Raw genomic sequence first — 13,119 nt, 5'->3', positions numbered from 1 at the left:
CTCGCCTGCGGCCCACCCTAACAGTCAGTCGGGGATCAGGTCGCGCAGATTTTCCGGGGTGAGGATCCGCGAGTCCGGGTGCAGGCCGTCCGGCCGTTCCAGGCCGATGTAGGTGACAGGACCCTCCGGGATCGACTCGCCGTCCCACAGTGTCACCGTCGTACCGCCCTCGGCCATCAGGCCGGTGACGTACCGGACGTCGATGTGGTCGCGCTCGACGATGCCGCGCAGCAGCGTCTCCACCGTGACGCGGTTGCCCTCGACCTGGTTGGCCGAGGGAGCGCCCTTCAGATACAGGTGCAGCCACTTGGCGGTCCAGCTGCCGTCCCGCCCGCGCCTGAACACCAGCGGCAGCGCGACCCGGCCCGGACCGCGGAGCTCCGACTTCATCCGCACCGTGGCGGGCTCGAACGGCCGCCCCTTCTGCTCGCCCTCGCGCAGCATGAAGCCGAAGAAGGACTCCTGGACCTCCTCGAAGCCCTCGCCCGCGAAGATGTTGACCTGCGGCAGGATGAAGGTGCTGCGCACCGCGCCCAGCCGCAGGTTGATGAACTCCGAGGCGCCGTCCGGCGCTTCGGTGATGTCGCCCGAGTGCTCGCCCTCGAACTGGGTGAGCGATGTGTACGACAGCCAGGACACCGTCCGGTAGCGGGCGTCCAGCATCACCGCCGACAGGTCGAAGTCCGTGCGCTGCTCCGCCTGCTTCCAGTAGACGAAGAACCGCAGCAGCTCCCCGGCGACCGGAGTGACCGAACCACGGGGCAGCACGCCGAGGCCCGCCGCGGTCGCCCGCCCGCTCAGCGGGAGCGCGACACCGAGCACATCGGGGTCGACCAGCAGGCGCTCGGGAGCCGGGAGCCTGCGGCGTATCTCCGTGTCGAGGGCGGCGATCAGCCGCTTGCGCTGCGCCGGCGCCAGCGGCGGCCGGGTGTCGTCGGTGACCCAGGCGCGGCCGCGCCGGTTGACGAACACGCGGCGCTCGCCGGTCTCCTCGGCCCGGTTGTGCAGGTGTTCACGCACCGACAGCACGACCCGGCCCGCCGCCCCGGACACCACCTGCTCGGCGGCGGCCACCACGGCCTCGCGCTCGTCCTCGACCTGCGCCGTGCGCAGCAGCCGGTCCAGGGAACGCAGCAGCTTGCCCGGCGCGGACTTGAGCAGCTCGGCCGCCCCGGTCACGTCGTCCCTGCCCAGCAGCTCCTCGACGCGGCTGTCGAAGGACCGCACCCGCTGCTCGCCCCGGGCCACGGCGAACACCTCGGCGGCATGCGGCCACTGGGGATACTCGTGCGGGTGGAGCCGCTCGCCGAGCCGCTTCCACGGTTCACGATGCGCGGACACATCGGCCAGCTTGGCCGGGGCCGCCGCGACGAGCGCGTCCAGACCGGCGAGCAGCGCCCGGCGCACCGGACGCGGAAGCGTGCGGAAACGGGTCGGCTCCAGAAGCGTCACATCACCGCCCGAGATCGCGCAGGCCAGCCGCAGCACATCGGTGACGCTGTCGAGCAGCAGGCCCGAACCGGCCGCCAGCCGTGCCGCGTTGACGACCGCACGGTTCTCCCGGACCGGGATCGCCTCGGGCTGCGGCCCGTTCACGCAGTGCCCGGCGAGCACCCCGAGGTCGCCCAGGTCGTCCTCCCCCAGCGGCGTGCTGCTGCCGGCGAGTGCCAGATACAGCGCCCCGACCTCGTCCTCCACCGTCCCGCCCAGGTGCAGCACGGTCAGCCGGTCACCGGCCGCCGCGATCAACTCGTCGTGGGCGGCGAGCATGTCGGCGTACGTGTGCCGGTAGGTGCCGTAGGAAGGCAGCGTGAGCAGGTCCACCACACCGCTCCGCAGCTGGGCGAGCGTCCCCTCGCGCGTCTTGTCGTCGGCGAGCGCCTCGGCGATGCACCGCACCCAGAAGTCGAAGGTGTCCGGCACATGGGCCGGGAAGTCGATGAAGTACACGTTGTGCCGGACGTGGTCGCCTGCCATCTCCCGGACCGTGCGCAGCGTGCGTACGGCGGTGTCGACGACCGTGCCCTCGGACAGCCCCGACAGGTGCGTCAGCAGGTCCGCCGAGAGCTTGAAGCCCGCCGACATCAGTACGGCGTCGAACTGCCGTGCGGCAACGTCCCCTTGTCCGGCAGGGCCGGTCGGCAGGGGAAGTCGGTGGGTGTGCCGGATGACCAGTGGTTCCAGACGGTCGGACATTCCGGAATGATCGCAGAGCCGCGCCTGCCCACGCATGCGGGTTTTCTGCCCGACCCCGGCCCGTCCGCTTCACACACCCCACCACTTATGGCTTTTCCGTGTGGAAGCGGCTCGGAGATCTTTCGCGGAACGCGCCTGACGTGCACAGTCAGGAGCCGCCATCGAGGCGAGTGCCGCGCGCTTGGAGGACCGCTGATGGGAGCCCATGAACACCCGCAGCCGCAGGACGCAGCTCCCGCTGCGGACGGCATCGGGCGCAGACGCTTCCTGGGATACGTCCTGGCCGCCTCGACGCTCACCGTCGCCGCCGAGCTCGGCGAGGCCGTCCTCGCGCCCGGCCGGGCCGCGGCGGTCGTGCCCTCCGCGCCCGGACCGGCCGAGATCTACGACCTCAACGACATGCTCACCCATGCCACCCTGCCCACGGCGAACCTGATCACCATCCGGGTCGACAGCGACGGCACCGCCTCCTTCGCCCTGCCCCGGGCCGAGGTCGGGCAGGGCATCACCACCTCCAGTGCGATGCTCGTCGCCGAGGAACTGGACCTGCCGCTGGACAAGGTCCGCGTCACCCTCGCCGACGCCCGCCCCGAGCTGTTGTTCAACCAGCTCACCGGCGGATCCAACACCACCATCTCCACCTTCACCCCGATCCGGGTCGCGGCCGCCGTCGCCCGCGGCCGGCTCCTCCAGGCCGCGGCCCTCGAACTGGGCGAGGCCGCCGACACCCTCACCGCGAAGCTCGGCGTCATCACCTCCTCCGTGACCGGCAAGAGCCTCACCTACGGCGAACTCGCCCAAAAAGCCGCCACAGTGACGACCAGTCAGGTCTCGGTCACGCTGAAGACATCCTCCGAGTTCAAGGTCATCGGGACCGCGCAGCGACGCGTCGACGCACTGGAAGCGGTCACCGGCCGCAAGAAGTTCGCGATGGACGTGCAGGTGCCGGGCGCGCTGCCGGCCATGGTGTGCCGTCCGCCCACGATCAACGGGACGGTGCGCACGGTCGACAACCTCGACGAGGTGCGGGCCATGCCCGGCATCACCGACGTCGTAAGGATCTCCACCGGCGTCGCCGTCCGCGGCCGCACCTTCGGACAGTGCATCGACGCCGTGCGCGCCCTCAAGGTCACCTGGGGCCCCGGCACCGTGGACGACGCCTCCGACGACACCATCCGCGACGAACTGCGCAAGGCCGAACTCCCGCTGCCCGCCCTCGACCTGCTCACCAAGTCGGTCGACGCCCGCTTCACCTTCCACTTCGCCAGCAACAGCGCCCTGGAGACCAACTGCGCCGTCGCCGACGTACGCGAGGACTCGGCCGAGATCTGGGCCAGCCTGAAGTCCCCGATCACCGCACAGGAGCAGATCGCCCTCACCCTCGGACTGCCGGCGAGCGCGGTCAAGGTGCATGTCACCCAGGGCGGCGGCTCCTTCGGACGCAAGCTCTTCCACGACGGAGCCGCCGAGGCCGCCGAGATCTCCAGGGCGACGGGCAAACCGGTCCGGCTGATGTGGCACCGCACCGACGACTTCCGCCAGGGCCGCACCCACCCCATGTCCACCTCACGGGTGCGCGCCACCTATGCGCTGGGCCAGGTCCTCACCTACGACCAGCGCCACACCTCCGTGGCCACCGACTTCGGCCACGGCGTCGGCGAGATCATCACCTCCGAAGCGGCCCGGCTGCCCGTCGGCGACCTCACCTTCTCCGAGACGATCTTCACGCTCACCCAGCAGACCCCGTACGACTTCGGCGTCGTCACCCAGCTGCTCAGTGAGACCGACAAGGGCTTCCACACCGGTTCCATGCGCAACATCTACTCGCCCAACGTGCGCTGCGCGCAGGAGCTGATCGTGGACGAGCTGGCCAAGCGGATGGGCAAGGACCCGTACCAGTTCCGCCGCACCTTCCTGAAGGACGGGCGGGCCCGGGCCGTCCTCCACAAGGCCGCCGAGGTGGGCAGCTGGGGACGCGGCATGCCGGCCGGCACCGCCCAGGGCATCGCCCTGCACGCCGAGTACCACGCCTACGTCGCCGTCCTCGCCGAGATCGACTGCCGCCCCCAGACCACCGGCCGCAAGATCCCCGACGCCTGTACCGGGCCACGGGTCACCAAGGTCGTCTGCGCGGTCGACGCCGGGCTCGCCGTCAACCCGCGCGGCCTCGAGGCCCAGATGATGGGCGGCATCATGGACGGCATCGCGATCACCCTCAGCTCCGGACTGCACCTGGCTGACGGGCACTTCCTGGAAGGCAGCTGGGACAACTACTTCTACACCCGCCAGTGGAACACCCCGCCGGAACTGGAGATCGTCGTCATGCCGCCGACCACCGGCCAGCCCGGCGGCGCCGGCGAGCTGGCCGTCGCGGGCGCGATGGCGGCCGTGGCCTGCGCGTACGGGCGCGCGACCGGCACCATGCCGACCACGTTCCCGATCAACCACGCGGGCCCCCTCGGCTTCGAGCCGCTGCCCACCACCCCGCCGATCCCGGCGTCCCCCACCGATGGTCTGAGCCGTGCCTACTAGGAGCCCAGGAGGTTCTTCGTGCCCGAACACACCTTCATCCTCAACGGCAGACCGGTGACCGTGGACATCGAGGACGACGTACGGCTGCTGTGGGTGCTGCGGGACGTCCTCGGCGTCACCGGACCGAAGTACGGCTGCGGGCTCGGCGTGTGCCAGGCCTGTACGAGCCACATCAACGGCAAGGCGTTCAACCCCTGCAGCGTCCCGGTCAAGGACCTCGCCCCCACCGACGAGGTGACGACCATCGAGGGACTGCCCGCCACCGTCGGCAGGGAACTCCACCCGATGCAGGAGGCCTGGCTGGAGTACGACGTCGCACAGTGCGGCTACTGCCAGCCCGGCCAGATCATGACCGCGGTCGCCAAGGTCCGCCAGGCCCGGGAGGAGGGCCGCGACATCAGCGAGGCCGACCTCGACGAGATCCGCAACGTCTGCCGGTGCGGGACCTACCACCGTATCCGGGAGGCGATCGTGGCGGGTGCGAAGAAGTACTGACGCCTACTGCTGCTGGTTGTCGTGTACGGCCTGGAGCAGGTGGTCGCGGACCAGGGCCACGTGCGGGTTGGCGGAGGCGCCGGGGCGTTGGACCAGGAAGGCGGTGTTGATGGGTGGGTCGTCCGGGTCGTGCAGCAGCACCAGGGCGCCCGAGGCCAGTTCGGCGGTGCACAGGTAGCGGGGGAGGACCGTGAAGCCCGTGCCGCCGACCACCGCCGCCTTGACCGCGTTGAGGTCGGGCATGGTGACCGCCGGCCGGCAGACGAGGCGTCTGGCGAAGACATGACGCCAGTAGCGGCGCACGATCGGCAGGTCCTCGGCGTAGGCGACCAGGGGCACACCGTGCAGGGCGGCGGGCCCGGTGGCGGCGATCCCGGCCGGCCCGCCGATGCGCTCGGCCCATGCGGGGGTGGCGACCAGCACGAAATCCTCGTCCGCGAGGGGCACGGCGGCCAGGGCCCGGCCGCGTGGCCGGAAGGTCGCGATCACCAGGTCGTGGCGGCCCGCCTTCAGGTTGTCCAGGAGCGGCTCGGTCAGACCGGGCGTGATGCGCAGCCGCACGCCTCTGGCCACCAGCGGCGCCAGGCCGGGCAGCACGGATCGGGTCAGGAACTCGTGCGGTCCCGCCAGGTGCACCGGCTCCGGCGGCTGGTCGTCGGCCGGTCCGCCCCGACCGGTGATCGCGGCGAGGGAATCCAGCGGCTGCACGATACGGGCGGCGAGTTCGTCCGCGTACGGAGCGGGGGAGACCCCGCGCGCCTGGCGCTGGAACAGCTCCCGGTCCAGTTGCCGCTCCAGCGCGCGCATCTGGGTCGTGACCGTGGGCTGCGACAGCCCGAGCAGACGCGCCGCGGCCGTGAAGGAGCCGGTGCGGTACACGGCGAGGAAGGTACGCAGCAGATTCAGATCCAGTGCCGTCGAGCCGCCGGCCTGCGCTCCCTCCCGCCGATCATTGGTCTCCCTATTCCTCATATCGATGAGCCTATTGGAATCCAATGGCAGCCGGGGCTTACGGTCGGATCACCACCCCGCTGACGACCCTCGGAGACAGAGCATGTCGAAGATCCTTTTCGTGATGACCGGCGTCGACTACTGGACGCTGGCCGACGGCACCCGCCACCCCACCGGCTTCTGGGCCGAGGAGGCCGTCGCCCCCTACGAGGCCTTCAAGGCCGCCGGTCACGAGATCGTCGTAGCCACTCCGGGCGGCGTCGTACCGACCGTGGACAAGGGCAGCCTCGCCGCCCAGTACAACGGCGGGCAGGAGCAGGCCGACCGCGTCGCCGGCGTGCTCGCCGCTGCCACCGAGCTGCAGCACCCCATCAGCCTGCAGGACGTGAACCTCGACGAGTACGCCGCCGTGTACTACCCCGGCGGCCACGGCCCGATGGAGGACCTCGCCGTCGACGCCGACTCCGGCAAGCTGCTCACCCTCGCCCTGGAGTCCGGCAAGCCGCTCGGTGTCGTCTGCCACGGCCCGGCCGCGCTGCTGGCCGCCGAGCAGGACGGTGTCAACGCCTTCGCCGGGTACCGGGTGGCCGCGTTCACCAACGACGAGGAGACGCAGTCCGGATTCGCCGACAAGGCCAAGTGGCTGCTGCAGGACCGGCTGACCGAGGCCGGCGTGCAGGTCCAGGTCGGTGAGCCGTGGGCGCCGCACATCGTCGTCGACCGCAACCTCGTCACCGGCCAGAACCCGGCCTCCTCCGCCCCGCTCGCCGCGGAGCTGCTCAAGACGCTGGGCTGAACCTCCGGTCGGCGGGTTCTCGGAACACATGACCCCCGGGACTTCGGGTAGCCGCCCCGGCGGACCACTGGCGGGCACAGTGCCGTGTCCGCTGTTCGACCCGGTGATTGGATCAACAGTGACCGACTACTCTCCCGACGGCTCCGCCCCCGCCGTACATCTGGCCCTGCGTGCCGTGGTCGGGGGCGACGCGGACGAGGCCGAGCTGAACACCCTGGCCGGCAGCGAGGTACTGGTGCCGGCCGGTGCCGCTGCCCCCCAGGAGCAGGATCCCGCGGCGGTGACCCTGCCCGTCTACGCGCAGGAGGACGGCACCGAGCTGGTGCCGGTGTTCACCACCGAAGAACGCCTGCAGCGGGCGCTCCCGCAGGTCACCCGGCATCGCCGGATGGCGCTCGGTACGCTCGCCCACCGCTGGCCGTCCGAGACGCTGGCGCTCGTCATCGACGCCGGTACACCGGAGGAGGTGGCTCTGACGGCTGAGGGCGTCAGGCAGCTGCTCGACCGTGGCGCCGCCTGACGTCACATCTCGGCAGTTCCTTTCGTCATCCCGAAGGGGGACAGGATCCACCGGAGGGAGCGTGCGCGATGACGGGAACCACGTTTGCGGGAATGACGCGGCGGGTGAGTCTGCTGGGCTGCGGACTGCTGGCGGGGACAGCCGTCACCGTGGGCTTCCTCGAGCTGGCGCTACGACGGCTGAGCGGATTGGAGTACGTGCGGGTACGGCAGGCCGAGTTCACGGTCTTCACCTGGTTCATCGGCGGCGTCCTGGTACCGACTCTCATCGCCGTGGCCATGCTGGCCGTGCAGGAACGGAGGGAGCTGCCCCGCCCCGCACTCCCTCCGGCGGCCTTCGCGCTCGCCCTGCTCCTGCTGGCCCTTGCGGTCTCCCTCGCCGTCAACGGCCCCATCAACGTCGAGCAATTGAGCTGGAATCCGCAGAATCCTCCTGCTGACTGGGCCCGCATACGCGATCGCTGGCAGATCGCGCATGGCGTGCGGACCGCCGCGATCGTCCTCGCGCTCGGTTGCCTGACCGCGGCGACCGCCGATCGGCGCCGACCGACTGTCGTCTGACGGGGCGTGGGCGTGCCCGCAGGCAGGGGAACGCCCACGCTCAGGTCACCGCGCGGTCAGCTTCCACAGATGGTCGGCCGTGCCGTTGTCGTCCCACTGCAGGACCTGCGCACCGGACGCCGTACTCATGTTGGTCACGCCCAGCAGCAGCCCGCTGTTGTAGTTGGCGATCTTGTAGTAGCCGTCGCCGGACGGGATGAGCTGCCAGAGGTGGTCGGCGGTCCCGTTGTCATCCCAGATCAGCGCCTTGCCGCCGTCCGAGGTGCTCATGGAGTCGATGCCCAGCAGCAGTCCGCTCGCCTTGTTGGCGATCTTGTAGAGGCCGGAGCCGGCGGCCGTCAGCGTCCACGACTGGCTGCTGCCCGTGCTCGACGTCGCCTGGACGACCGAGGTCCCCTGCGCGGTCCCCGCACCCGAGGTGTCGAGGGCGAGAGCGCTGTTCCTGTTGGTGATCTGGTACGTCCCGGCCAGCGAGGTCGAGGTGCCGCTCGGGGTGATCACCAGGTGGTAGCCGTCGCTCGCATTCGTCGTCACGGGCACGGTGATCTGGCCGTTGCTCACGGTGTAGTCGGCGTCCGAGATGGTGATCGGGCCGGACACGGCCGTCGTTCGTCCCTTGGAGGGAGTGTACTCCAGCCTCGCGTGCACCGTGCCACCGAACGCCGACAGCGAGCCGAGCCCCTTGACCGTGACGGCGCTGGAGCCTGCCCCGCCGCCGAAGATGACGCTCACCTGGTTGCCGGCGCTGTTGAGCGAGGCCGCGCCGTCGATGCCCGTCTGCGCCGGGGGAGTGGTGACCAGCATGTTCCCGGACATGTCGCCGTACCACTTGTAGAGCCAGTACGCGCCGTTCGGTGAGGCCCCGGTGTCGGTCAGGGTGTCGCCGAGGGTGCCGTAGTGGTTCCAGAAGGCCATCTCGGCGTCGCGCACGCCCGCCCGTTCGAACTTGGCGGCGTAGCTGACCATCGGCCCGGGGACGCCGACCTCGCTGGGCGTGCCGTACTCCTCGATGGCGATCGGGCGGTGGCTGAGGCCGAGGCTGGTCTCCAGCGCCCGGTAGTCGGCCACGTGAGCGGCGATGTTCGCGCTGGTCTGCAGCTCGTGCCAGGCGACGATGTCGGGCACCGCGTTGTTCGCGATGGCGTCCTGGAGGAACGACTTCATCTTGCTGTCGGTGTACGTCGCGAAGCTGGGCCCCTGGATGGGGGTGACGGCGTCCTTGGACCGGACCTCCTTGTAGGTCCTCGCCCAGCCGTCGTCGAAGGCACCGGCCGCCGAGGTGTTCCAGGTGCCCTCGGGCTCGTTCCACAGCTCGTACGCACTGATGTTGGTGGCGCCGGAGGACTTCACGGACGCGACCTGCTTGTCCACGGCGGACAGCCAGTCGCTCCAACTCACCCACTTGTAGGGGAAGTTCGGATACCAGTCCGGCATGCGTACGACGACCTTGGCGCCGGCCCTGGCCGCCTTGGGCGCCACGACGAGCGCGTCGCCCGCGGGCTTGGGCTCGCCGTTGGGCAGCTGGGAGCCGCCCGGGGCCATCTGTACGAAGGTGTTCGGCTTGAGGGCGCCGGTGAGGCTGTCGGACGGGGTGCTCGCGTCGGCGAGACCGTAGAGGCTGCCGGTCGCCACATGGGTGACGGGGCGCAGCGTCTGGTCGGCGTTGACGACCAGGGTGGTGGACGCGGTGGGGGCCGCCTGGGCTGGCACGGCGGTGGCGATCGCGGCCACGGTGAGGACACCGGCACCGAGGACGGCTGTGAGGCGTGCGGGGACGGGTGGTCTTGTGCGGCTCATGACAGGGGTTCTCCTCGCGGAGGGGGGAAGGGGGGCAAACGAAGCCGGACAAAGCAGGCTCCGGTTCGGCAGCGCCCCTCAAGGGGCGCGGGCCTGTATCGATGTGCGGCTCCGCCGCGCGGGCGCGACCAGCCACGACGGCGCCGTAGACGCTGCACGACACATCGCGGCACTTCCTTGCGCAGCGCGCCGTCAGTCCTTGACGGCGCCCGCCGTCACCCCCGCAGCCACATAGCGCTGCGCGAGCACCAGCAGGACGGCTGCGGGGACGGACGCGACGACGGCGGTGGCCATGATCGCGTTCCACTCCTGGTTGTTGTTGCCGATGTACTTGTAGATGCCGAGGGTGATCGGCCTCAGATCGCCGCCGCCGTCAAGGGTGTTGGCGAAGACGAAGTCGGACCAGGCCCACAGGAAGCTGAACAGCGAGACGGTGACCAGGGCGTTGCGGCTCACCGGCAGCACGACGGACCAGAAGGTGCGGAAGGTGCCCGCGCCGTCGATGCGCGAGGCGGCGATCAGCTCGCCGGGGATCCCCGACATGAACGCCGTGAAGATCATGACGCCGAAGGGCACTGCGATGGTGGAGTCCGCGATGATCAGGCCCCACCAGGAGTTGAGCAGACCGAAGTCCAGGAAGATGCCGTAGAAGCCCATCGCCATGACGATCCCGGGGATCATCTGCGCGATCAGCAGCCCGAGGCCGAGCGCCCCACCCCCGCGCGGGCGGAGTTTCGCCAGCGAGTAGCCGGCCGGGGCGGCGAGCAGCAGGGTGAGGGCGACCGTGCCCAGGCCGATCAGCAGGCTCGTGCCGAGATACGGCAACTGGTCGTCCAGCACGGCCTTGTAGCCCTCGAAGGTGGGGTGCAGGGGCAGCAGGTCGGGCGGGTCCTTGCGCATGTCCTGCTGCGGGGTGAGGGACACGTTCAGCATCCAGTACACCGGGAACAGCATCAGCGCGGTCAGGACGAGCCCGATGACCGTGTAACGGCGGGTGCGGGTACGGGACTTCACGCCTCCTGCCTCCTCTGGACGCGGATGTGGAGCAGCCCGAAGACGAGCGCGATGAGAATGAGGATGTTGCCGACCGCCGCGCCGGGGCCGAACTTGGGCAGCAGCGTGCCGAAGCCCAGCTGGTAGGACCAGGTCGCGAGGGTGGACGAGGCGTCGCCCGGGCCGCCCTTGGTCATGATCCAGATCAGGTCGAACACCTTGAGCGTGTAGACGAGCCCCAGCAGCAGGGTGATCGCCGAGACCGGGCGCAGCAGCGGGAAGGTGATGCGGCGGAACTGCTGCCAGGCGCTCGCCCCGTCCAGCGCCGCCGCCTCGTACAGCTCAGCGGGGATGTTCTGCAGGCCGCTGTAGAGGATGACCAGGTTGAACGGGATGCCGATCCAGATGTTGGCGACGATCACCGACGTGAGCGCCCAGTCGGGCGAGGTGAGCCAGCCGACCGGGTTCACGCCCACGAAGTGCAGGAAGTAGTTCACCACTCCCGACTCGCTGTTGAACATCCACGACCACGTCGACGCCGACACGATCAGCGGCAGCAGCCAGGGGATCAGGAACAGCGCGCGGAGGGTCGGGGCGAGCCGGAAGTGCCGGTTGAAGAAGACCGCGAGGGCGAGCCCGATGACGTACTGGAAGACGATCGACACGAAGGTGAAGATCATCGTGTGCCGTATCGCCGGGCCGAACGTCGGGTCTTCCAGCACCTTCCGGAAGTTGTCCCAGCCGGAGAACGGCGCGTCCCCCGCCACGAACGAGCGCACGGTGTAGTCGCGCAGGCTCAGGTCGAGGTTGCGGTAGAGCGGATAGACGTAGAAGGCGGCGAGGTAGACGAGGAGAGGGGTGACGAAGGCGAGCGCGGTCAGCCGGCTCCTGCGCCGGTGACGGCGGCGCAGGGACTCGGCGTCGGTGCCGCTCGCCCCCGCCACGGCGGACTCTGCCCGCCGCGGACGGTCGACCCGGGCGATGGTCATGCCGGTCCTAGCCCTTCTGCGCGCTCGACTGGGCGGTGTCCAGGGCGGCCTGCGGGCTCTTGCTGCCGGACAGCGCGGCCTGGACGGCGGTCCACATCGGCTGCGAGATGGTCGGGTACTTGGTGCCCAGACCGCCGCTGGTACGACCGCGGGCCGCGGCCACCGCGTCCACCCACGGCTTCAGCTTCGGGTTCTGCTTCACCTGCTCGGCCTGCACGGCGGCCGTCGGAGCGACGTACTGCAGTGTCGTGTCGGTGGGCAGCAGGTTCGCGTCGCTGGTGAGACACGTGACGATCTTCTTGCTGGCGTCGTAGCGCCCGGTCTCCTTCTGCACGGGCACGGTCACGAACTCGCCGCCCGTCGGCACGGGCGCCGAACCGCCGTTCTGCCCGGGGATGTTGATGATCCCGTAGTCGAAGCCCGCCTTGGCAGCGTTGCCCAGCTGCCAGGTGCCGTTCTCGCCGAACGCGTAGTCGCCGGTCGCGAACTCCTGCCAGCTGGTCGTCTGGGTGTTCTGCAGGACGTCCTTGGGGGCGTACCCCGCGTCCACCCACTGCTTCCACAGGGAGAGCGCCGCAACTCCCTTGGCGGAGTTGAGCTTGGTCAGGTCGCCGCCCGCGCCCCAGAACCAGGGCAGGAACTGGAAGCTGCCCTCCTCCGTGTTGATCGCGGAGAACGTGATTCCCTTCTTCCCGGCCGACTTGACCTTCTTCAGGGCGGCCGTCAGGGAGTTCCAGTCCTTGATGGAGGCCGCGTCGACACCGGCGGCGGAAAGGACCTTCTTGTTGTAGTAGAGCGCGAGGGTGTTGGCGCCGATCGGCACCCCGTAGGGGGCGTTGTCGATGGTGCCCGCGCCGATGATGTTCTGCTGGATCGACTTCGTGTCCAGGCCGAGATCGCTGGTCTTGTTGAGGATCCCGGCCTCCACCAGCGTGGAGACGACCGGGTTGTCCACCAGCATCACATCGGGCGCGTTGCCCTGCTGGGCGGCCAGCAGCGCCTTGTTGCCGAGGTCGGTGGTGTCGTACGCGGTGCGCTTGAGCTTCACCCCGGCCTTCGTCCCGCACCCGGTCACGAGCTTGCCCCAGGCGGAGGAGGCGTCGAACTGCGGGTAGGGGTCCCAGAAGGTGTACGTCCCGCCGGCCTTGCCGGAGGAGGAGTCCGAGGAGCCGGAGCCGCCTGAGCAGGCGGTCAGGGAGGCGAGCGTGCCGACGGCGGCGAGTGCGGCGAGGAGAGTGCGGCGGGTGGATATCACGGGGTGACCTCGTTGTCGTAGAGCGAAGTTGAGGG

General features: G+C 70.0%; 11 protein-coding genes. 5 read left to right on the top strand and 6 right to left on the bottom strand.

What is annotated here, in order from left to right:
- Positions 1–24: 24 nt before the first annotated feature.
- Positions 25–2,196, bottom strand: a complete 2,172-nt coding sequence (locus ACFY1U_RS37120; protein WP_390698440.1) for a hypothetical protein — start codon at positions 2,194–2,196, stop codon at positions 25–27.
- 195 nt (positions 2,197–2,391) lie between these two features.
- On the opposite strand from ACFY1U_RS37120, the gene ACFY1U_RS37115 reads away from it, so the two are divergent.
- Positions 2,392–4,728 (top strand): molybdopterin cofactor-binding domain-containing protein, encoded by a 2,337-nt coding sequence (locus ACFY1U_RS37115; RefSeq protein WP_390698439.1) that lies wholly within the window; start codon positions 2,392–2,394, stop codon positions 4,726–4,728.
- Positions 4,729–4,746: 18 nt separating this feature from the next.
- Positions 4,747–5,223 (top strand): (2Fe-2S)-binding protein, encoded by a 477-nt coding sequence (locus ACFY1U_RS37110; protein WP_390698438.1) that lies wholly within the window; start codon positions 4,747–4,749, stop codon positions 5,221–5,223.
- Between the two features lie 3 nt (positions 5,224–5,226).
- On the opposite strand, the gene ACFY1U_RS37105 is transcribed toward ACFY1U_RS37110, so the two are convergent.
- Positions 5,227–6,195, bottom strand: coding sequence for a LysR family transcriptional regulator (locus tag ACFY1U_RS37105; RefSeq protein WP_390698437.1), 969 nt, complete (start codon positions 6,193–6,195; stop codon positions 5,227–5,229).
- Between the two features lie 82 nt (positions 6,196–6,277).
- On the opposite strand from ACFY1U_RS37105, the gene ACFY1U_RS37100 reads away from it, so the two are divergent.
- From ACFY1U_RS37100 to ACFY1U_RS37090, 3 genes are all read left to right on the top strand, one after another.
- Positions 6,278–6,970, top strand: coding sequence for a type 1 glutamine amidotransferase domain-containing protein (locus ACFY1U_RS37100; RefSeq protein ID WP_390698436.1), 693 nt, complete (start codon positions 6,278–6,280; stop codon positions 6,968–6,970).
- Between the two features lie 118 nt (positions 6,971–7,088).
- Entirely contained in the window at positions 7,089–7,490 is a 402-nt protein-coding gene (locus ACFY1U_RS37095) for an SseB family protein (RefSeq protein WP_390698435.1), read from the top strand.
- A gap of 68 nt (positions 7,491–7,558) precedes the next feature.
- Positions 7,559–8,050, top strand: coding sequence for an anthrone oxygenase family protein (locus ACFY1U_RS37090; protein ID WP_390698434.1), 492 nt, complete (start codon positions 7,559–7,561; stop codon positions 8,048–8,050).
- Positions 8,051–8,095: 45 nt separating this feature from the next.
- Here ACFY1U_RS37090 and ACFY1U_RS37085 read toward each other — a convergent pair whose 3' ends face one another.
- The 4 genes from ACFY1U_RS37085 to ACFY1U_RS37070 form a co-directional block, all read right to left on the bottom strand.
- Positions 8,096–9,847 (bottom strand): RICIN domain-containing protein, encoded by a 1,752-nt coding sequence (locus tag ACFY1U_RS37085; RefSeq protein ID WP_390698433.1) that lies wholly within the window; start codon positions 9,845–9,847, stop codon positions 8,096–8,098.
- 192 nt (positions 9,848–10,039) lie between these two features.
- Positions 10,040–10,861, bottom strand: coding sequence for a carbohydrate ABC transporter permease (locus ACFY1U_RS37080; protein WP_390698432.1), 822 nt, complete (start codon positions 10,859–10,861; stop codon positions 10,040–10,042).
- Positions 10,858–11,829 carry a carbohydrate ABC transporter permease gene (locus tag ACFY1U_RS37075; protein ID WP_390698431.1) on the bottom strand — a complete coding sequence of 324 codons (972 nt, stop codon included), beginning with the start codon at positions 11,827–11,829 and terminating at the stop codon, positions 10,858–10,860. The genes ACFY1U_RS37080 and ACFY1U_RS37075 overlap by 4 nt, the downstream gene beginning before the upstream one ends.
- Before the next feature lie 7 nt (positions 11,830–11,836).
- Positions 11,837–13,084: an extracellular solute-binding protein gene (locus tag ACFY1U_RS37070; protein ID WP_390698430.1), complete on the bottom strand. Its 1,248-nt coding sequence runs from the start codon at positions 13,082–13,084 to the stop codon at positions 11,837–11,839.
- Positions 13,085–13,119 lie beyond the last annotated feature (35 nt).

Source organism: Streptomyces sp. NPDC001351 (assembly GCF_042896045.1).
Taxonomy (GTDB): domain Bacteria; phylum Actinomycetota; class Actinomycetes; order Streptomycetales; family Streptomycetaceae; genus Streptomyces.
Note: the sequence above shows the minus strand (reverse complement) of the source record. Positions and strands in the feature narration are given on the sequence as shown.